Origin of the sequence: Nocardia sp. NPDC051570, from assembly GCF_044454005.1 — a bacterium.
Lineage (GTDB): Bacteria > Actinomycetota > Actinomycetes > Mycobacteriales > Mycobacteriaceae > Nocardia.
Window position 1 is genome coordinate 346,960 of sequence record NZ_JBITDI010000007.1, and the last position, 19,807, is coordinate 366,766.

General features: G+C 67.0%; 18 protein-coding genes. 10 read left to right on the top strand and 8 right to left on the bottom strand.

Annotated features, from left to right (window positions below):
* Positions 1-159: 159 nt before the first annotated feature.
* A complete protein-coding gene (locus tag ACIA76_RS20350; protein WP_397153389.1) occupies positions 160-1,386 on the bottom strand; it encodes a cytochrome P450 in 1,227 nt (408 codons plus the stop codon).
* A gap of 123 nt (positions 1,387-1,509) precedes the next feature.
* Here ACIA76_RS20350 and ACIA76_RS20355 point away from each other — a divergent pair, with 123 nt between their 5' ends.
* The 3 genes from ACIA76_RS20355 (at position 1,510) to ACIA76_RS20365 (ending at position 4,059) form a co-directional block, all read left to right on the top strand.
* On the top strand, positions 1,510-2,319 hold the full coding sequence (locus ACIA76_RS20355) for a tryptophan 2,3-dioxygenase (RefSeq protein WP_397153390.1): 810 nt from the start codon (positions 1,510-1,512) through the stop codon (positions 2,317-2,319).
* Complete coding sequence (locus tag ACIA76_RS20360; protein ID WP_397153391.1) at positions 2,316-3,533, top strand: hypothetical protein; 1,218 nt, start codon at positions 2,316-2,318, stop codon at positions 3,531-3,533. The genes ACIA76_RS20355 and ACIA76_RS20360 overlap by 4 nt, the downstream gene beginning before the upstream one ends.
* Positions 3,534-3,603: 70 nt before the next feature.
* Positions 3,604-4,059: a hypothetical protein gene (locus tag ACIA76_RS20365; RefSeq protein ID WP_397153392.1), complete on the top strand. Its 456-nt coding sequence runs from the start codon at positions 3,604-3,606 to the stop codon at positions 4,057-4,059.
* Here the strand turns inward: ACIA76_RS20365 and ACIA76_RS20370 are convergent.
* The 3 genes from ACIA76_RS20370 to ACIA76_RS20380 form a co-directional block, all read right to left on the bottom strand.
* The gene (locus tag ACIA76_RS20370; RefSeq protein ID WP_397153393.1) at positions 3,998-4,462 is read right to left on the bottom strand and encodes a hypothetical protein; all 465 of its coding nucleotides are present in this window, start codon (positions 4,460-4,462) and stop codon (positions 3,998-4,000) included. The two genes, ACIA76_RS20365 and ACIA76_RS20370, sit on opposite strands and share 62 nt — an antisense overlap.
* A gap of 116 nt (positions 4,463-4,578) precedes the next feature.
* Positions 4,579-5,733, bottom strand: a complete 1,155-nt coding sequence (locus ACIA76_RS20375; protein WP_397153394.1) for a hypothetical protein — start codon at positions 5,731-5,733, stop codon at positions 4,579-4,581.
* 153 nt (positions 5,734-5,886) lie between these two features.
* Entirely contained in the window at positions 5,887-6,099 is a 213-nt protein-coding gene (locus tag ACIA76_RS20380) for a hypothetical protein (protein WP_397153395.1), read from the bottom strand.
* A gap of 423 nt (positions 6,100-6,522) precedes the next feature.
* Here ACIA76_RS20380 and ACIA76_RS20385 point away from each other — a divergent pair, with 423 nt between their 5' ends.
* Complete coding sequence (locus ACIA76_RS20385; protein WP_397153396.1) at positions 6,523-8,103, top strand: beta-N-acetylhexosaminidase; 1,581 nt, start codon at positions 6,523-6,525, stop codon at positions 8,101-8,103.
* An 86-nt stretch (positions 8,104-8,189) separates the two neighbouring features.
* On the opposite strand, the gene ACIA76_RS20390 is transcribed toward ACIA76_RS20385, so the two are convergent.
* Together ACIA76_RS20390 and ACIA76_RS20395 are read right to left on the bottom strand one after the other, a co-directional pair.
* Positions 8,190-9,200 (bottom strand): esterase/lipase family protein, encoded by a 1,011-nt coding sequence (locus ACIA76_RS20390; protein WP_397153397.1) that lies wholly within the window; start codon positions 9,198-9,200, stop codon positions 8,190-8,192.
* 142 nt (positions 9,201-9,342) lie between these two features.
* Entirely contained in the window at positions 9,343-10,476 is a 1,134-nt protein-coding gene (locus ACIA76_RS20395) for a CaiB/BaiF CoA transferase family protein (protein WP_397153398.1), read from the bottom strand.
* A 146-nt stretch (positions 10,477-10,622) separates the two neighbouring features.
* On the opposite strand from ACIA76_RS20395, the gene ACIA76_RS20400 reads away from it, so the two are divergent.
* Complete coding sequence (locus ACIA76_RS20400) at positions 10,623-10,835, top strand: hypothetical protein (RefSeq protein WP_397153399.1); 213 nt, start codon at positions 10,623-10,625, stop codon at positions 10,833-10,835.
* Between the two features lie 4 nt (positions 10,836-10,839).
* Here the strand turns inward: ACIA76_RS20400 and ACIA76_RS20405 are convergent, their stop codons facing one another.
* Together ACIA76_RS20405 and ACIA76_RS20410 are read right to left on the bottom strand one after the other, a co-directional pair.
* Positions 10,840-11,049, bottom strand: coding sequence for a hypothetical protein (locus ACIA76_RS20405; RefSeq protein WP_397153400.1), 210 nt, complete (start codon positions 11,047-11,049; stop codon positions 10,840-10,842).
* The gene (locus tag ACIA76_RS20410; RefSeq protein ID WP_397153401.1) at positions 11,028-14,936 is read right to left on the bottom strand and encodes a hypothetical protein; all 3,909 of its coding nucleotides are present in this window, start codon (positions 14,934-14,936) and stop codon (positions 11,028-11,030) included. Before ACIA76_RS20410 ends, ACIA76_RS20405 begins: the two co-directional genes overlap by 22 nt.
* Positions 14,937-15,269: 333 nt before the next feature.
* Here ACIA76_RS20410 and ACIA76_RS20415 point away from each other — a divergent pair, with 333 nt between their 5' ends.
* The 5 genes from ACIA76_RS20415 (at position 15,270) to ACIA76_RS20435 (ending at position 19,759) form a co-directional block, all read left to right on the top strand.
* The gene (locus ACIA76_RS20415; RefSeq protein WP_397153499.1) at positions 15,270-15,383 is read left to right on the top strand and encodes a lasso RiPP family leader peptide-containing protein; all 114 of its coding nucleotides are present in this window, start codon (positions 15,270-15,272) and stop codon (positions 15,381-15,383) included.
* A 93-nt stretch (positions 15,384-15,476) separates the two neighbouring features.
* Positions 15,477-17,294, top strand: a complete 1,818-nt coding sequence (locus tag ACIA76_RS20420) for an asparagine synthase-related protein (protein WP_397153402.1) — start codon at positions 15,477-15,479, stop codon at positions 17,292-17,294.
* A complete protein-coding gene (locus ACIA76_RS20425) occupies positions 17,291-17,560 on the top strand; it encodes a lasso peptide biosynthesis PqqD family chaperone (protein WP_397153403.1) in 270 nt (89 codons plus the stop codon). Before ACIA76_RS20420 ends, ACIA76_RS20425 begins: the two co-directional genes overlap by 4 nt.
* Positions 17,557-17,991, top strand: coding sequence for a lasso peptide biosynthesis B2 protein (locus ACIA76_RS20430; RefSeq protein ID WP_397153404.1), 435 nt, complete (start codon positions 17,557-17,559; stop codon positions 17,989-17,991). The genes ACIA76_RS20425 and ACIA76_RS20430 overlap by 4 nt, the downstream gene beginning before the upstream one ends.
* A complete protein-coding gene (locus ACIA76_RS20435) occupies positions 17,978-19,759 on the top strand; it encodes an ABC transporter ATP-binding protein (protein WP_397153405.1) in 1,782 nt (593 codons plus the stop codon). The genes ACIA76_RS20430 and ACIA76_RS20435 overlap by 14 nt, the downstream gene beginning before the upstream one ends.
* The last annotated feature ends 48 nt before the right edge of the window (positions 19,760-19,807 follow it).

A 19,807-nucleotide genomic window follows, 5' to 3' on the forward strand; every position in this document is an offset into this window, starting at 1 on the left:
GCTCGAGTGGATCAGTACCACGCAAAATCGATAGGACAGCTAACGGAATTACCATGTTCCACAGTGTCATCATTACCGGCACGATAACGATAGATCATTTGATGGCTACCATCTAGCAATGGCGATCCATCATGCCCGACTCGCCGCCCGTCTGGGCGGTTAGTCGTGCAGTCGCACCGGCAGTTCGGTCATTCCCCGAATGAGGAAGCTGGGCTGCCAGCGCGGCGTGAAGTCCGGATCGGCCAGCCTCAGGTTCGGAAAGCGCTGCAGCAGAGCGGAAAAGGCGACCTTCGCCTCCAGGCGGGCCAGCGGGGCTCCCACGCAGAAGTGGATGCCGTGCCCGAAGGCCAGATGGCCGGAGGCGTCGGCGGCGATGTCGAGGCGCTCGGGGGTCCGGTAGCGGTCCGGATCGTGATTGGCCGCGGTCAGTGCGACATAGACGATCTCGTCGGCCGGGATCTCGGCATCGGCGATGCGGATCGGCTCGGCCGTATAGCGCAGGGTCGCCCAGCCGACCGGACCGTCGTGGCGCAGGAATTCCTCCACCGCATCGGCGATAGCGTCCGGATCCGCGCGCAGCGCCTCGAATTGCGCTCGGTCGCGCAGCAGGGAGTGGGTGCCGTTGGCGATCAGATTGACCGTGGTCTCGTGCCCGGCGACCAGCAGCAGGAAGGCCATCGACGACAGTTCCCCGGCGCTGAGCTGATCGCCGTCGTCACCGACCTGCACCAGGCCCGACAGCAGATCGTCACCGGGCCGAACCCGCTTGTCCGCCACCAGATCCTGCAGATACCGCGCCATCTCCTGGGAGGCCGTGACGCGCTGCTCGTCGGAGGACACCATCGCGCCGAGCAGGATCTTGGTCCAGGCCTGGAAGGCCGCCCGGTTGGCGAACGGCACGCCGAGCAGCTCACAGATCACCGTGACCGGAAGCGGAATCGCGAACTCCTGCAGCAGATCCACCACATCGTGTCGATCCATCTCATCGAGCAGACCGGTCGTGATCTCCTCGATGCGCGAGCGCAGTGCGGCCACCCGGCGCGGGGTGAACGCCTTGTTCACCAGTTTGCGCAGCCGCGTGTGGTCGGGCGGATCGCTGTTGAGCATGTGGTGGTTCAGCGCCTGGGAGCTCGGATCCGACGGTGCGTCGGGGAACTTGCGGCGGAAGACCTCGTAGATCCCCCGGGCGTCCTTGTGCAGGTGCGGATCGGCCAGCGCCGCACGGGCTTCGGCGTATCCGATCACCACCCACGCCGACGCGCCATTGGTGAACCGGACCTCGAGCGCCGGGCCCAATGCTCGCCAGCGCTCGTAGTACCGGTGCGGATCGTCGTGAAAGTCGTCGCCGACCAATTCGATCCGTTTCGCGGCCTCGGTGTCGGCCATGCCGGTCTCCCCTCCGGTGACCGCAGCCATTGCGGTCCTCGCAACCACGCTACCCGCCCGCCCGCACACACCGCCGGGCGCGAAATGCGGCGCGGCAGCGGCCAAATCGAGCATGATGCAGCCGTGGCATCCTCTGTGAATCGCGTCGACCGATCCCCGGCCCTGAACTACGGGGCGTACCTGGCCCTGGACGAGGTGCTCGGTGCGCAGCATCCCCGTTCGGCCGAGCACGACGAGATGTTGTTCATCGTCATCCATCAGGTGTACGAGCTGTGGTTCAAACAGCTGCTGCACGAAACCGCGCAGCTGCAGCGCGCGCTCGAGGCCGGTGATACGCCGCACTCGCTGCATACGCTGCGCCGGATATTGACCATCCTCAAGGTCGTGGTGGCCCAGATCGATGTGCTGGAGACCATGACGCCGCGGCAGTTCACCAGTTTCCGCGACCGGCTCGACGCGGCGAGCGGTTTCCAGTCCGCGCAATTCCGCGAACTGGAGGCGATGCTCGGCCGCCGCGACGAGCGCGCGTACGCGCACTATCCCAGCGGCGGCGCGGGGCGCGAGCGGATCGTCGCGGCGATGGCCCGGCCCTCGCTCTACGACTCGTTCCTGCGCTATCTCGCCGCACAGGATTACGCCGTTCCCGCCGCGGCGCTCGATCGCGACGTGCGGGTCGCCGCCGAGCCGTCGCCGGAACTGCAGCAGGTGTTGCACGCGGTGTACACCGACGATCGCGGTGCGGCGCAGGTCGCCGAGCGGCTGGTCGATCTCGACGAGGGCATGCAGGAGTGGCGCTACCGCCACGTGATGATGGTGCGCCGCACCATCGGCGATAAGCCCGGCACCGGCGGCTCCTCCGGCGCGGACTATCTGCGCGGCACGCTGTTTCACCCCGTCTTCGCCGATCTGTGGGCCATCCGGAGTCGCCTGTGATCACCGTCGATCGCTTACGCACCAGCCCGAATGCGCTGGCGGAGCACTACTCTCGCTTCCGCGTCGGCGAACGCACCCTGCTGACCGGGCATTCGCATCAGGCGTGGCCGGATGTCGCGCTGCGCGGGCAGATCGAGGCCTTCGAGGATGCGGCCCGGGCGGTGGACGGCAAATGGGATCTCGCCCTCGCCCGCGCCGACGAGGTACGCGCCGCCTTCCGCGGCTGGCTCGACGATCCGGACGCCCCGATCGCCCTCGGCGCCAACACCCACGAATTGGTCGTCCGCTTCCTGTCGGCCGTCGATCTGCCGCACCGGCCCCGGCTGATCACCACCGGCGGCGAATTCCACAGCATCCGCAGGCAATTGGCGCGGGTGGCCGAGGAGGGCGTGGAGGTGGTGCGGCTGGCGCCGGATCCGATCGACACCCTGGCCGCGCGGCTCGCCGAGGCCATCGACGGGCGCACCGCCGCGGTGCTGGTCTCGGCGGTGCTGTTCGAGACCGCCCGCATCGTGCCCGGGCTAGGCGATCTGGCCGCGGTATGTGCCTGGCGCGGAGTGGAATTGCTCGTGGACGCCTATCACGCGCTCGGCGTCGTGCCGATATCGGTGCCGGCCGACGGTCTGGATTCGGCGTGGGTGGTCGGCGGCGGATACAAGTATCTGCAACTGGGCGAGGGGAATTGCTTCCTGCGCATCCCGCCGCACGGACTCGACGCGCGACCGGTGATCACGGGCTGGTATGCCGAATTCGGTGAACTGGATGCCGAAGCGGGCGACGGACCGGTCCGTTATGCGGCCGGGGCGGCCCGATTCGCCGGTGCCACATATGATCCCACCAGTCACTATCGGGCGAGCGAGGTCTCGCGTTTCTTCGCCGACCACGGTCTGACCCCGGCGCTGCTGCGCCGAATTTCGTTGCACCAGAACGAATTACTGGCCAGATTGTTCGACGAACTGGAAGCGCCCGCCGAGATCATAACTCGCGATCGCGCCGCGCCCCGCTCGGCATTCGGCGGATTCCTCGCTCTGCGTTCACCTATCGCCGCCCAGCTGAGCCGGGAATTAGCCAGGCGCGGCGTCGCGACCGACAGTCGTGGCGAGTATCTACGACTGGGACCAGCGCCTTATTTGTCCGATTATCAACTGGAATCGGCGATCATGACGCTGGGTGAAATCGTGCATTCCTGGGACCGTCTGCCTAAAGCTGAGTAACGTCAGACCTGAAAGACATTATCTCCGAGAACAACCCGCTTCGATTAACCGTCTCGAGGAAGGTTTCGTCATGCGGAAGCTCATCACCCGATCCGCGTTCGTCGCCGCCGTCACCGGATCCGTATGCGCCGCCGTTTCCGGCGTCGCGGGCGCGGGCCCGGGACCGGACGCCTTCTCGCCACTGATCACGGTCGGCACCTACGACCGAGGCGCCGCCGTCACCTGCGCCGGATATCTCGACATCGTCGGCGATGTATATCCGGGCCAGCGGCCGGGTCCGGCAATGGTCATGCTGAAAAGTCATTTCGCGGGCGCCAGCCCGCGCTGCCTCGTCGGCGGCACCGTCGCATGGACCAATCTCGACACCGGCGCAACGGGTTCGCGGAATTGGGAGCTATCCGGATTCGACGGCCCCGGCGCACCCACCGCGGTCTACTTCGACCCGGGCCCCGGCCGATTCAGTTTCACGGTCGGCTCGTCGACATGGTGCGTACCGAGCCGGGGTCAGATGACCGTGCCGGCATGAGACGGGGTTCGAATGGCACGCTGAAGGGTTTCATCGCGGTGCCGAACAGGCTTCGATCGCCGCACAGATGGATCGGAATTGCCAGCAGCGCCCATTCGAGGCCGAATGCCCAGGCCCACAGGCCCACCACGACGGCCTGCGTGACGAAGCTGTGCATGCCGTTGTAGAGCACATAATAGATTCTCGGCACGTCGTCGCCGATGGTGCGGGCGCGGCGCTGGGCGAACATACCGGGGAGATAGCCCACGACATCGATATATCCGAACAGCACGATCGCTGGAACCCAGCGCACCTGATCGAGATGCGCGGCGAATAATGTCAGGCATATCGCCAGCGCGACCGCGTATTCCAGGCGGTACAGCGCAAAGGTGGCGGGGCTTTCGAAACGGTTGTGCGCGTCCATCGGCGGCTCCTCGCTGGCGGCGTGTGATCGCGGCCAGTGTGGACGCCGACCGCTGACGCGACGCTGAAACGGGTGTGCGAAGGTCCCCCTGCGGACCTTCGCACACCCTGTCCATCTCAGCCCTCGCGCAGTGAGGATTGCAGCTGGTCGAACTGTTCCTTGGTCATCTCCTCCGGCGACCGTTCGCGCGGCGCGCGCGCCTCGGGCGCCGCGACGCCGACGTCACCGCCGTCGAATACCACCGACACCCAATTGTTCTGGGCCCGCAGCGTGCCGTAGCTGTCGTCGTTGTTGATATCGGCGCGCACAGTGCCGCCGTTGATGCCGCCGCTGCAGTTCCAGTCGATCGGCTGATCGGCCCCGCCGCGGGTGCGGCGGCGCGAGTTGTCCGGGCAGAAGTACACCGTCTTCCACCCGGCCGCGGCCTGGCCGAGGCCGCTACCCTCGCCGAGCGCGGATTCGTTGAGCGCGTTCGGATTCACGTTCGAGTAGCCGAAGTAGGAGCCGCCGTCCGTGCGGGGCACGCCGGAGAACTGGAAGCTGTAGTTCATCACGCTCAGGTAGTTCGGCTTGTAGTTGACGTGGTCGGTCCCACCGTGTTTCAGGCCGAGGTTGTGGCCGAGCTCATGGATGAACGTGCCGACGTTGGAGTCGTCGTCGGGATTCCAGCCGCAGCGCGGGCCGAGCGCCACGACGAACGTGTCGGCCGGAATGCCCAGCGAGATACCGCTGCTGCAGCCGTTGTCGTAGGAGTCGCCCCAGATCATGTAGTGGAAGACGTGAGATCGCTTGGCGTTGAAGTTGTTTCCCTTAATCGCCGCGACCTCGTCGTCCACCGGTGACAGGTTGCTGTCGTAGGGAACCTGATTCCCGCCGCCCAGATCATATTTCGCGCCGCGGGCGTTACCCGCGTCCAGATGGATCGTGACACCTTGTCTGCCATCGGGATTGGCGATGGGGGCGGTGGCGAAGACGTTGACGATGCGGTCCAGGGCCGTCCCGCTCGGCAAGCGTCCGTTCATGTAATCCATCTCGACGAACAGATCCTTATGCTTCGGATTCGCGCCCATCGCAGGCAGATCCACATCGATCTTGCCGTCGCCGTCGGCATCGTATCCGTGCAGTTCCCACTCGTCGGGCAGCCCGTCACCATCGCTGTCGGCGAGGGCGGCGGGCCTGGGTTCAGCGACCGATACTCCGGGCGCCGCGGCGATACCGAATCCGGACAGCAGGGCCAGACAGGCTATGAGTGATTTTCGATAGATGGACATAGCAACTGATTCCAATCGGAAGGAAACGGACAGGTGCTGCCATTGAACATCGACCGATCGGCAGTGACATGCCCTACACTCGGCGATAGGCGTTGCCGCCCAACGTCTCCCGGCCATGCCATCAAAAGCCACCGTCCACTAGGGGATGCGACCCTAGAACTTCCGCCCGATAACTGTGGGCGATCCTGCTTCATCGTCGCCCGCGTGGGTCCCGATCCGGCCACCCCGGGCATCCGGTAGGAACCGGGCCCGCATCCGGCGGCGGTACTCCGCGACATACCCGCTGTAGGCCGCCACGACGGCCGCGGCGGGCACGCCGACGGCGGCGGCGATCAGCGGCACCAACGATGACAAGGTCGTCTCCATCCGTTCGAGTGAGCCTCACGGCTATAACCGCACGTGGCCGACTCAAACATCGCGGAGTTCTACAGACCGAGGCAGAACAGCGCGGAACCCGTGCTCAACAGACAGTTGAACGGATACCCCTACGTCCGAATCGCCGGTCGCGGCATCGCTCGAGCGCGTGATCGTTCCCCGGCCGCATGCGCGAGTTCGCGCACGGTGATCATGTCGGCGGTTTCCTGAATGACTGTGTAATGCAGACCTTTTCATCGGATATTCCGCATCCTCGGTGCTATCGAATCGCGCAATCGCTCGTCCATTTCCCGCTCGTTCCCGCGCCGGGAGTGGGCCCGAAAACAGACGTAACAGAAATGAATTGATCCACCCGCCACCCCTGCCTTGTACTCTGATTCGCGCCCGACCCACCTCGTCCATCGGAGGTGCAACTTGCGAAAACTACTCTCCCCCTTGGTCTTCGGTGCCATAGCAGGGTTGGCCGTACTCGGCCTGCCCGGCGCCGCCGTCGCCGACGAGCCCGCGGCGACCGTCGAACGCTCCGTCACCGATATCGTGCCCGCGCCCGTCGAGGCGAAGGCCGATCCGGCGGGCACCTACACCCTGACCGCCGACGCGGTGATCCGCGCCGAATATCAGGCCCAGCAGGTCGCCGACTATCTGGCGGGCCTGCTGCGCCCGGCCACCGGCTTCCAGATCCCGGTCGTGGACCGCTACGACCAGGCCAAGCCCGGTATCACGCTGCAACTCGGTGATGCCGGTCCCCGATTCGGCGGTGAGGGCTATCAGCTCACCGTCGACAAGAAGGGAATCACGCTGGCGGCCAACAGCACCGACGGATTGTTCGAGGGCGTGCAGTCGCTGCGGCAACTGTTCCCGAGCGCGATCAACAAGTCCACCAGGCAGCAGCAGACGTGGACGGTCGCGGGTGGCACGGTCATCGACTATCCGCGCTTCGACCGCCGCGGCGCGATGCTCGACGTGGCCCGGCACTTCTTCAAGCCCGACCAGGTCAAGCGGTATATCGACCAGATCGCCCAGTACAAGATCAATACGCTGCATCTGCATCTGACCGACGATCAGGGCTGGCGCATCGAGATCAAGAGCTGGCCGAAGCTGGCCCAGATCGGCGGGCAGACCGCGGTCAACGGCGATCCGGGCGGCTACTACACCCAGGATCAGTACCGCGATATCGTGAATTACGCCGCGTCCCGGCATATCACGGTGGTACCCGAGGTCGATATGCCCGGCCATACCAATGCCGCGCAGGCCTCCTACGGCGAATTGAACTGTGACGGTAAGCCGGTGCCGCCGCGCACCGATATCGAGGTGGGTTACAGCTCGCTGTGCATCGCGAAACCGATCACCTACAAGTTCGTCGAGGATGTGATCCGGGAGCTCGCGGCCCTGACGCCCGGACCCTATCTGAACATCGGTGGCGACGAGGCGCATTCCACCTCACCGGAGGATTACAAGGCCTTCTATCAGAAGGTCATGCCGATGCTGCAGACCTACGACAAGAAGATGACCGGCTGGCACAACTTCGTGGTGGCCGATCCGCCCGCCTCGGCCATTCCAGAGTATTGGGATACGGCCAATACCAATGCGGATGTGGTCGCGGCCGCCGGACGCGGCAACAAGATCCTGATGGCCCCGGCCAACAAGGCCTATATGGATATGAAGTACACCCCAGACACCCCGCTCGGCCTGCACTGGGCCGGATACGTGGAGGTGCAGGACTCCTACGACTGGGATCCGGCCACCTTCCTGCAGGGCCTGTCGGAGAAGCAGATCGCGGGCGTGGAGGCCCCGCTGTGGTCAGAGACACTGCGCACCAGCGCCGATATCGAATTCATGGCATTCCCGAGACTGGCGGGCATCGCCGAAATCGGGTGGTCCCCGGCCTCGACGCACAATTGGGACAACTACCGGGCGCGTCTGGCGAAACAGGGTCCGATCTGGTCGGCCCAGGGCATCAACTTCTACCGCTCACCCCAGGTGGATTGGAAGTGAATCGGATTGGCCAGCGAATGAGGGGCTGACCAATCGTCCCTCACCCCGGCGCACAGCGCCGGGGTGAGGTCCTGCCGGGGATCGGGTCACGGATTGAACGTACAGACCAGCTCGGGCGAACCGCTCGGATCCAACGCCCGCAAGATGATCGAGGTCGCCCGCGGCGAGTATCCCATGTCATTGTGCGTGGAGACGTCGATCGGGCAGCCGTCCTGCAGCAGGATGTTGTGCACGGTCGCGCCCGGACCGGCGGTCAGCCAGGTCCAGTAGTACGGCGAGCTCGTCTCGTCGTACTGGGTGGCGATGACCGTGTAGTCGACCCCGGGCACGGTGTCGCCGCCCGCGTTCAACGCCGTGAGATACGGAGAACCGGGCAACTGCTCGATACCCGCCGGGCCGATGAACTCCTGGGCGAGCGGGAGGACGCCGGGGCCGAGGTTTTGCTGGGCGACGAGGGCGAGGCTGCCGATTCCGCTCAGCGTGGTGCCGTGATTGGTGGCGCCGAAGGTGATGACGTTCTTGACCTTGTTCGCGGCGGGATCGTTCGGGTCGGCACCGCCCCCGTCCTTCAGGTATTGGCGAATGAGCAGCCCGCCCTGCGAATGTCCGATCATGTCCACCTGTTCGGCGCCGGTCGCCGCGAAGATCCGCTCGACGAAGACGGCCAGTTGGCGCGCGGACTCCGCGATCGGACCGACCGCGCCGATCGAGGGTCGCACGAGCCCTGGCCCGGCGACGTCGGGGCGACCGTAGTTCAGCGCGAAGACGCAGTAACCGGCCTGTGCCAGTTGCGGAGACAGGCGCGAAAAGCTTCCCAGGGAACTGTTCCAGGTGCCGTGCAGCAGGACGACCGGTCGCGGATGTGCCGCCGTGGGTTTACATGACCAATCGTTGGCTCCCTGTGGCGCGAGATCCGTATCCCGCAGCATCCCGTAGGTGATCCAGGCGACGACCCCATTGCTGAGGACCGGGCCGTAACCCACGGTGTCCGACGCATGCGAGGCCATTTCCGGCCCCGGCTCCGCCGCGGCCACGCCGGACATCGGGCCGAGTGATACGAGGGCCGCCACTGCCACTACCGCGCCCCAACGCGCCATCGCCTACTCCCTTCACTGCCGGGTCGGGCCGGGGCGATCTGGGTTCCGCAGCGCGGACGAACTCGGTTTGGCAAACCACCTCGATGCAAGGCTGGAACCGTACACATCCCGGCTGGTTATCTTCCAGTAACCTACACCCGGATCAGTCGGAATCCAGCCAGGTGAGCAGTTCCGCGTCGTCGGCGCCGAGAACCGGTGGGGCCGTGCGGTATTCGGCGGGCGTCTCGGACAGGCCGATCGGGTTCGCCACCAGATCGCCGCCGACTCGGGGAGCCAGTCCGAGCCGTTCGGCCAGTGCGAACGCCTCGGCCAGATCGTTGACCGGACCGCACGGCACACCCGCCGGGGTCAGCAGGTCGTGCCATTCGTCGGCCGTGCGGGTACCGAGGATTTGGGTCAAACGGGCCGTCAATTCGGCCACGTGCGCGACCCGGCTCGGATTATCGATGAACCGCGCGTCGTCGAGCAGATCGGCCGCGCCGAGCGTCCGGCACAGCGCGGCGAACTGGGCGTCGGTGCCGACGGCGAGCGCCAGCGGACGGTCGGCGGTCGCGAACACCTCGTACGGCACGATGGACGGATGCCGATTGCCCATGATGCCGGGCACCACGCCCGCCATCGTGTAGCCCGCGCTCTGATTCACCATGCCCGACAACAGACTCGACAGCAGATTCACCTCGACATGCTGTCCGCGACCGGTCGCCTCGCGGTGGCGCAGCGCGGCCAGGATGCCGACCGACGCGTGCAGTCCGGCGAGGATGTCCACCACGGCGACCCCGACCTTGGTCGGCTCGCCGGGCCGGGGGCCGGTGACGCTCATCAAGCCGCCGACCGCCTGCAGCAGCAGATCGTAACCGGGCAACGCGGCGCCCTCGGCCGCGCCGAAGGCCGAGATCGAGCAGTACACCACGCCCGGATTGCCCGACCGCACCTGCTCATAGGACAGGCCGAACTTCGCCATGGTGCCGGGCCGGAAGTTCTCCACCAGCACATCGGCGCGGCGCGCCAGCTCCCGCGCGCGGCGGCGGCCCTGTTCGTCACCCAGATCCAGGGTCACCGACCGCTTGTTGCGGTTGACCGATCGAAAGTAGGTGGCCTGCTCATGCGCGTACGGCGGCCCCCAGGACCGGGTGTCGTCCCCGCCGCCGGGCCGTTCGACCTTGATGACCTCCGCGCCGAGATCGGCCAGCAGCATCGTGGCATACGGCGCGGCCAGGACCCTGCTGAAATCGGCCACCAGCAGACCCGCCAGCGCCGAACGTTCACCCAGCACCATCACAAATCCTTCCGGCGTCTGCCCGAATGTCACGGGATGTTTGCCACAACACGGTATAGACAGGGTACGGCCGGACGGCCGTCCGAACAGAACCGGTGGCCCACCACCCCAGGACCATCGAAACTACTGTTGCGCGTTGAGGATTGGTGCCACACCAGTCGGGTATCGCCCCGGATGTGGGCGACAAGGTATCGCATCAGGAGAACAGCGTGATCGAGAATACCGGTTCCAAGCAAGAGTCCCGCAAGGTCGGCAACCCCGTCGTCTGGCCCGATCCCAGCCCGTTGCAGTCGTGGTGGGACGCCGTTATGCGCGGCGACGGCGGTTTCACTCAGTGGGCGCCCCCGGCCACCGCATGAACCCTCAGTAGTCGGCCAGTTCGATGGCATCGGCGGCCTCGCCGAGGGGTTCGGTGTTGCGCGTGATGTAATCGCCGCCCGCCGACTTCGGTTCTCCCGCAACCACATACGCACCCACCACCGCCATGCTCGCGCCCCGGCCGGACAGCGATGACGGGCAGGAGGCGGCACCGCCGCCGGTATGCCCGCCGGTCACCGGGTGTCGGGTTCGCACAGGTCGAGGTAGCCGATGCGGGGAGATACCCAGTCGTCCCAGTCGGCGCGGCTCATCCCGGAGGTCAGTTTGGTGCAGATGTCGGCGTCGGAGGCGACGAAGTTGGGCCAGAGGCGGAGGGTGCCGTCGTAGCCGGCCGAGGCCAGCCGGGTGCCGTCGGGGCTGAAGGCCACGCTCGAGACCCAGTCGGTATGGCCGGTCAGGGGTGGGCCGATCTGTTTACCGCTGCGCGTATCCCACAATCGGACCGTGTGGTCGAAGCTGCCGGAGACGAGTCTGGTGCCGTCGGGGCTGAAGGCGACGCTCGAGACCCGGTCGGTGTGGCCGGTGAGCGGGGGGCCGATCTGTTTGCCGCTCACCGCATCCCACAACCGGATCGTCCGATCCGCGCCGCCGGAGACGATCCGCTTGCCGTCGTGACTGAAGGCCACGGCCAGGACGGCGCGGGTGTGACCGGTCAGCGGCGCACCGATCTGTTTGCCGCTCACCGCATCCCACAACCGGATCGTATGGTCGACGCTGCCGGAGACGATCCGCGTTCCGTCGGGGCTGAAGGCCACACTCGTCACCGGGCGGGTGTGACCGGTCAGCGGCGCGCCGATCTGCTTACCGCTCACCGCATCCCACAACCGGATCGTGCGATCGACACCGGCGGAGACGATGCGCCTGCCGTCCGGACTGAAGGCCACACTCGACACCGGACCGGTGTGACCGGTCAGCGGCGAACCGTCCGGGTGCATGCGATGCCCGGGCCGAATCGTGTGATCACCCAGGCCGGAAACGGTCAGTGCCGGCCCCAGCGGATCGCCGCTGGCGCGATCCCACAGTCGAATGGTGTCGTCGTAGCCACCCGAGGCCAACCGCGAACCATCCGGACTGAACGCCACACTCGCCACCGCATCGGTATGCCCGATCAACGGCGCCCCGATCTCGTCCCCACTCTGCGGATCCCACAACCGAATCGTGTTGTCGTACGCACCCGAGGCCAGCTGGGAACCATCCGGACTGAACGCCACACTCGCCACCGCATCGGTATGCCCGGTCAACGGCGCCCCGATCTGATCGCCGCTCTGCGGATCCCATAACCGGATGGTGTCGTCGTACGCACCCGAGGCCAGCCGGGAATCGTCGGGACTGAACGCCACGCTCACCACCCGGTCGGTATGACCGACGAGCGGGGAGCCGATCTGATTCCCGGTCGCCACATCCCAGAGCCGAACGGTGTTGTCGGCGCTGGCGGAGGCGAGTCTGGTGCCGTCGTGGCTGAACGCCACGCTCGTCACCGGGCTGGTGTGCGCGGCCAGCGGCGGCCCGACCTGCTGGCCGCTGACCGGATCCCAGATCCGAATCCCCCGCTCGACGGTGTCGGAGGCGGTGAAGGATCCGCTGCCCGAGGCGAGGCGCGTGCCGTCGGGGCTGAAGGCCACGCTGAGCACCGGATTGCGGTGTCCGCTCAACGGCGGACCGATCTGCGTGCCGCTCACCGGATCCCACAGCCGAATCGTCCGATCGGCACTTCCCGACGCCAACCGCGTCCCATCCGGACTGAACGCCACACTCTCGACCGTGTCATGGTGACCGGTCAACGGCGCACCGATCTGTGTGCCGCTCACCGGATCCCACAGCCGAATCGTCCGATCGGCACTTCCCGACGCCAACCGCGTACCGTCCGGACTGAACGCCACACTCTCGACCGCTTCGTGGTGACCGGTCAACGGCGCACCGATCTGCGTGCCACTCACCGGATCCCACAGCCGAATCGTCCGATCGGCACCCCCCGACGCCAACCGCGTCCCATCCGGACTGAACGCCACACTGTCCACGGCGCCGTCATGACCGATCAGCGGCGCGCCGATCTGCTTGCCGCTGTCGGGATCCCACAACCGAATCGTGCCGTCCGCACTGCCCGAGGCCAGCCGGGTCCCATCGGGACTGAACGCCACTTTGTTGACGGTGCCGGGTGTTTGGATGATCGCCCGCATATCCGCGCGTTCGTAGAGGGCGGCGACGACCGCGTTATCGGTCTGCGGATTGCGAACCAGCTTGTGCGCGGCGAGGATCTCCTGCAAACCGCGAACATCGCCGCCGGGCTGCGAACCGGCGAGCATGGCCTGGCCCTCGGTGACCAACCGCTGCACGGTCGCCTGGAAGGCCCGATCGTCGGCCTGCCGCTGCAGGGAGGTCGCCTTCTCGAATCCGATCATCGCGACCGCGGCGACGGTCACCGAAACCACCGTCAGGATCGTCAACGCGATCCTGGCCGCCACCGAGTGCCGATGCGATCTGCGGTGCGCCGCGGCCGAGGCGGCCAGGAATTCGTGGGCGATCGGGGCCATGGTTCGGCCGTGCGAATGATGTTCGGCGATCCACAGCCGCGAGCCCCGGTACAACCGCGAGGAATCGTGGCCCGCGGCATGCCATTCCGACGCATCGCTGTGCAGGCGTTGCCGTTCGAGGTAGTCGATGCGGTTCTCATCGATCCAGGTCCGCAGCCGCGGCCAGGCGTCGAGCACGATCTCGTGGGTCAGATAGGCGGCATCGGCGTCGAGCGTGACCAGACGCGTGCGGGCCAGCGTGCCCAGCACCGCCGCGGCGGTGGCGTCGCCGGCTTCGGGAATCAGCTCGGCCAGCGCGACCCTGCGGCGGGTCTCGCGGGATTCGGAGGTGAAGTTGACCATCTCCAGCAGCATGCGTCTGGCCGCGCTGCGCTCGGGTCCGGACAGGGCGCGCCAGGCATGTTCGGCGGTCGCGGCGACCGACCCTCGGACCCCGCCCGCCTGGCGATAGCTCTCGAGGGTGAGCGTGCGGCCGATCCGGCGTTGCCATGTCGCCCGCATGACATGTGACAACAGCGGCAGCACACCCGGCTCGTAACCGCCGCGGTCCTCGCGCCCGTCGACACCGCACAGATCGGTGATCACCAGCTCCTGCAGTCCGGATTCGAGTTTGTATCCGGATAGTTCGGCGGGACGGGTCACGGCCTGGACCAGTTCGGCCGGACGCATCGGGCCGACCGGATAGCAGCGGTGTTTGAGGGCCTCCTCGAGGATCGGATGGTCCAGACACGGGCCGTAGAAGTCCGCGCGCACGGCGATCACCACGACCGTCGGCGCGGCCGACCCGGGAACGATCAACTGCCGCAACCGATCCAGGAACTGCGCGCGCTGGGTCTCGTCGGACAGCGTGAACAGTTCCTCGGCCTGATCGACGATGACCAGCCGCGGCCCCCGGTCCCAGTCGGCGCCGTCGAGGGCGGCCCGCAGGGAGCCGTTCGGCTGCGATCCCGGTGTCGCAACGGCGATCTCCCATTCGTCGGTCTCTTCGGTGTCGGTCAGGGCCGGAATCAGACCGGCCTGCAGCAGCGACGACTTACCCGCACCCGACGCACCGATCACCATGACGAATCCGCCACCCTGCGTGGCGGACTCGCGAACGAGGTGCGCCAATTCGGCCGTCGCCCGTTCGCGGCCGAAGAAGACCGCCGCGTCGGTACGGTCGTAGGATCGCAGGCCCGGATATGGGCACGGCGCACCGTTTTTCGGCTCTCGGTTGGAGGCGGCCTGCCACAGCTGTTGCCACCGTTGCACTTTCAGAAGATGCGGTGGAGTGTCCGGATCTGCCGCGCGTGCCTTATCTATCAGCACCAGCAGCACCGGGCGCAGGTTCTCGAATTTCGCGGGAACCGTGCGGCCCGCCTTCCAATCGCTGATGCGCTGCAAGGAGATACCGACGGACTGGCCGGTTGCCGCCGTCTGCCGCAGCCGTTCCTCCACGGCCGCGGCGATCCGCTGCAATGTCGGATCCCCTGCGGCCAACCACAATTCGGCAAGCTCCCGGGCGAACACCATGCGTGGCGATTGCGGCAGAGACGAAGTGCGAGAAGCCATTCGGCCACCTTCCCTTGTACCCAGTATCGCCGACGAACCTGCGCCCCGGACCCCGTACCGCCGTACACCCGGATACCCGGATACCCGTTATTCCGGAACGGAAAAGCCGAAAACCCTTGACTCACCAGCGATTACGTAGCGTCTATCGGTCCGGCGGCGTACCGGATCCCGATCCCGGCGGCTAATGTCGAACTCGTCGCGGATCCCGGATCCGATGATCGGGACGGAAGGCGAACATCCGGTTCCCGGAGCAGATGGATCAGTCAATTCTCCACACCCAGAACCACGATTTCCGAATCACGGAATCCTCGTTCAGGAAAGGAGGTGAAACACATGTACTCCAAGCCGACATTGCTGAAGTTGGGCTCGTTCGAGACGCTGACCCTGGGCGGCTTCGGACGCCATCGGGAGCGGCGTGGCCGCCGGCGTCGTCACCGCGTGCTCTGACGCTGTTCTGTTTCTGTTCGTGATGCGGGGCCGCTCCCGGCGGCCTCGCATCACAGCCTCCGCATCCGGACGAGTGAGAGGAGCACGCGCACAATGGCGCATATCGACTATGCGGGCGAATGGCTCGTGATGCTTCCCGACCAGGCCGCGGCCGCGGTCGTCGCCGCACGGCTGCGGCACGCCCCGCAACGCATCGATCACCCATCTGGCCGGCCCTGGCTGATGGGCTGCTGGGATGCGGCGCGGTTGCGAATCGCCACCTCTGGTTCGACATCGATTGCCGCCCTGGGGTTCTGCTCGGTCACACCGGATCGGCTGCGGCAGATCGCGGCGCGCACCCAGACCGTGACGGCACTGGACACCGTGGCGCTGCCCGGCTGCTATCACCTGCTGGCCACCTCGAACGGCGTCTGCCGAGCCCAGGGCAGTCTGTCCGGACTGCGTCGCATGGTCTACGCCACGATCGGCGAGACGACCGTCGCCGCGACCCGTTCCGATGTGCTGGCCACCCTGCGCGGATCCGCGGTGGACCGCCGCCGATTGGCCGTGCGGCTGCTGATCTCGGAGATCCCGCTGCACGTCATGAACGATCCGCTGTGGCACGACGTCCACGCGGTGGCGGACGACTCCTGTGTGATGATCGGGCAGAACGGGCGCGGTGTGATCCGGCGCCGCTGGGAACCACCGATCGACGACCAGCCCATGGAGCGGGCGGCGGACGCGTTGCGCACGGCCCTGTCCGACGCGGTACGGGCGCGGCTGGATTCGGGTCTGACGGTGACCGCCGACCTGTCGGGCGGGCTGGACTCCACCTCCCTGTGCTTCCTGGCGGCCCGCGACGGCCGGGCGCTGACGACGGTCACCCAGCTGGCCGCCGATATCGGCGACGACGATCCGCTCTGGGCGGATCTGGCCGCGCGGCATCTGCCCGGCATACATCGCATCACCGTGCCGACCTCGGAGATCCCCGGCCACTACAGCGATATCCTCGAATCCTTCCCGCCCACCGACGAACCGTTCGCCCTCGAGGACCGTCCGATCGTCCACGCGATCGCGACGCGCCTGCGCGAGGCGGGATCGCAGCTCCATCTGACGGGCGACGGCGGCGACGAGGCGCTGGCCGGAGCCACCGGCGTCTTCGACCTGCTGCGCACCAAACCCATGACCGCACTGCGCTATCTGCGGCAGTATCGGGCGCTGGAGCATTGGCAGTGGCGCGATATCGCCCGATACGCGGTCGAACGCCGCCACCGGTATCCGCAGTGGCTGGCCGCCCGCGCCCGCGGTATCGAGGCCTCCGCACTGGATGACGAGAGCGCCGCGGATCTGGTGCATATGCCGCCGTGGGCCACACCGGAGGCCGTGGAACTCGCCCGCTCGCTGCTGCTGGAGGAGGCCGGGCAGGCTCGGCAGCACGGTCACAACTGGACCGCTCATCACACGATCTGGGGAATTCGCCTGTGCGCCAACGTAGTGCGCGCGACACAGCCGATCTACACCGCACAGGGCGTGCAGTCGACCTCGCCGTTCCTGGACGACGCGGTGATCGAGGCGTGCCTGGCGGCTCGGGCCTACGAACGCAACACACCGTGGCGGTACAAGCCACTCCTGGCCGAGGCCATGCGCGGGATCGTGCCCGAGGCGAATCTGGGCCGGTCGACGAAGGCGGAGAGCTCCAACCTCGAATACGACGGCATCCGAGACAATGTGGGCGCGCTGGCGGAGTTGTGCACCGATTCGCGCCTGGCCGGTTCGGGATTGATCGACGCGCGGCGACTGCGCGAGATCTGCACCGGCTTCGAGATACGACCATTCACTCCCCTGGCCCTCGCGGCCACGATCAGCTGCGAACGATGGCTCCGCGATCTGGAACAGACCCCGGCGAGTACGGATACGAAGGTGATGTTGTGAGGATTCGCTTGCGTGAGGATGTGTCACTGACCGAAACCCAGGACGGCAGTGCGGTATTGCTCGACGAACGAAGCGGGCAATACTGGCAGCTCAATCCCAGTGGTCTCACCATCGTGCGGTTGGGGATGGACGGCGTCGCCGATCGGGATATCGCCCGCCGACTGCTCCCCGAACCGTCGGCGGAGGTGACCGTGGATCAGGTCGTCGCCGACATCCGGGAATTGGTCGGGCAATTGGTGGCCGGTGAGCTGGTGATCCGGTCATGAGCACCCCGGAGACGCTGCTGGTCGCGCGGAGGCCTTCGCTGGCAACGCGATTCGCCGCGCGCCTCGCGGTCACCGTGGCGCTGGTGATGGCGCGCTGGCTGTCGCCCCGGCGGATCCGCAGGACCCTGGCCGCGCTGAGTTACGGTGCGGCCCCGGCCACCTATCGGCAGGCGTTCGACGCACGGTCGGCGATCGTCGCGACGAGTCTGGTGTGCGCGGGCAAGGGCTGCCTGCCGCGCTCGATCGCCGCAACCCTGTTATGCCGCATGCGCGGTCAGTGGCCCACCTGGGCGGTGGGCGCCCGCACCGCACCGTTCCTGGCCCACGCGTGGATCGAGGCCGAGGGCCGCATCGTCGACGAGGGCGAGCATATCTCGACCTATCGCCGGTTGATCACCGTCGAACCGCGGGGCGCGCATGTGGCGTCGTGAGCGGGGCGGGAGCGACGAACCGGAGACCGACGAGGACATCGGCGTGCGGGTGGACTGGCGCGATCTGGTGCGGGTGATGAGCGGCCATCGAACGATTCTCCTGGTGGCCCTGGGTGTTTCGCTGGCAGGCGGGGCGTTGGAACTGACCCAGCCGCTGGTGGTGACCCGCACGATCACCGATTACACCGGCCACCGCCCTTACCTTCTGCTGATAGGCCTGCTCGCCGTGGTGTTCCTCGCGGAGGCCGTCTTCACGGCATTGGGCCACTATCTGCTGGAACGTACCGGCGAACGCATCGCGCTCGGCGTGCGGCTGCGGATCATCGACCGGCTGCTGCGGTGGCCGATGCGCCGCTATCACGAGCGCCGTCTCGGGGATCTGTTGTCGCGCACCACCAATGACGCCACCCTGCTGCGCGACAGCCTCGCCTACGATCTCGTGGAAGTGGGCGTGGGCGTCTTCGTCATCATCGGCGGCATCGCGATGATGATCTGGCTGGACGCCACGATGTTTCTGCTCGTGATCGCGATCGTCGGCACGACCGGCGCGCTGACGCTGTTGCTGCTGCGCGGAATCCGGCAATCGTTCACCGATGCCCAGGACAACCTCGGCAGTATGAGCGCCGAATTGGAGCGGGCGCTGTCGGCCATTCGGACCGTCCGCGTCCTGCGCGCGGAGGATCGGGAGAGCGCCCGCATCGGCGGCTTCGCCCGCGAGGCCTATCGCAACAGCCTGCTGGCGATCCGGCGCGATGCGGTGATCAATCCGGCGGTCACCCTGGCCGTCCACGCCGCGATGATGACCGTGCTGGTGATCGGCGGCCTGCGGGTCGCCGCCGGACAGGCCTCGCTGGCCGACCTCATCGGATTCCTGCTCTACGTCACCTATGTCGCCGGGCCCCTGGCGAATCTGTTCGATGTCTTCGCCACCCTGCAGCGCGGGCTCGCGGCCCTGCAGCGGCTCGAGGATGTGGCCCGGATACCCATCGAGAGCGAGCCGGCCGCGGGGACCGTCCCCGCGCGCCCGCGCGAGCCGGATATCCGCGGCGAGGACGATCACGCGATCGAGTTCCGGAATGTGGGGTTCGCCTTCGAACCCGACCGCCCGGTGCTGCGCGATGTGTCGTTCGCGGTGCCCCACAACAGCCATGTGGCGCTGGTCGGTCCGTCGGGCGCCGGTAAATCGACGATCTTCGCGCTCATCGCCCGGCTCTACGATCCCGATACCGGACAGATCCTGATCGGCGGGCGTGACGCGGTCCGCGACATCACCGTGGCCCAGTGCCGCACCATGATCGGATTGGTGGAGCAGAACGTCCCGCTCATGCACGGCACCCTGCGCGAGAACATCGTCTACGGCAAACCGGAGGCCACCGAGGCCGAGATCGATCGCGCCGTGGAACTGGCCAGCCTGCGGGCGCTCGTGCGACGGCTCCCGGACGGATTGGATACCGCGGTGGGCGAGCACGGCGGCGCCCTGTCCGGTGGTGAGCAACAGCGGGTGGCGATCGCGCGGGCGCTGTTGCCCCGCCCGCATCTGCTGCTGCTGGACGAACCGACCGCACATCTGGACGCCGCGAACGAGGCGGCGCTGACGCGCACCATCGAACAGATCAGCACCGAGAGCACGCTGCTGGTCATCGCGCACCGGCCTTCGACGATCCAATCGGCCGACCAGATCATCGTCCTGGATCGCGGATGTGTGCGCGCGGCAGGCGATTCCACCGCGGCGGCCGATCCGTTCGGCGGCCTGCTGTCCCCGATGTAGGGGCTGGTGGGCCGGTGGATCGGCCGATAAGGTGCCTCCAGCCGGATC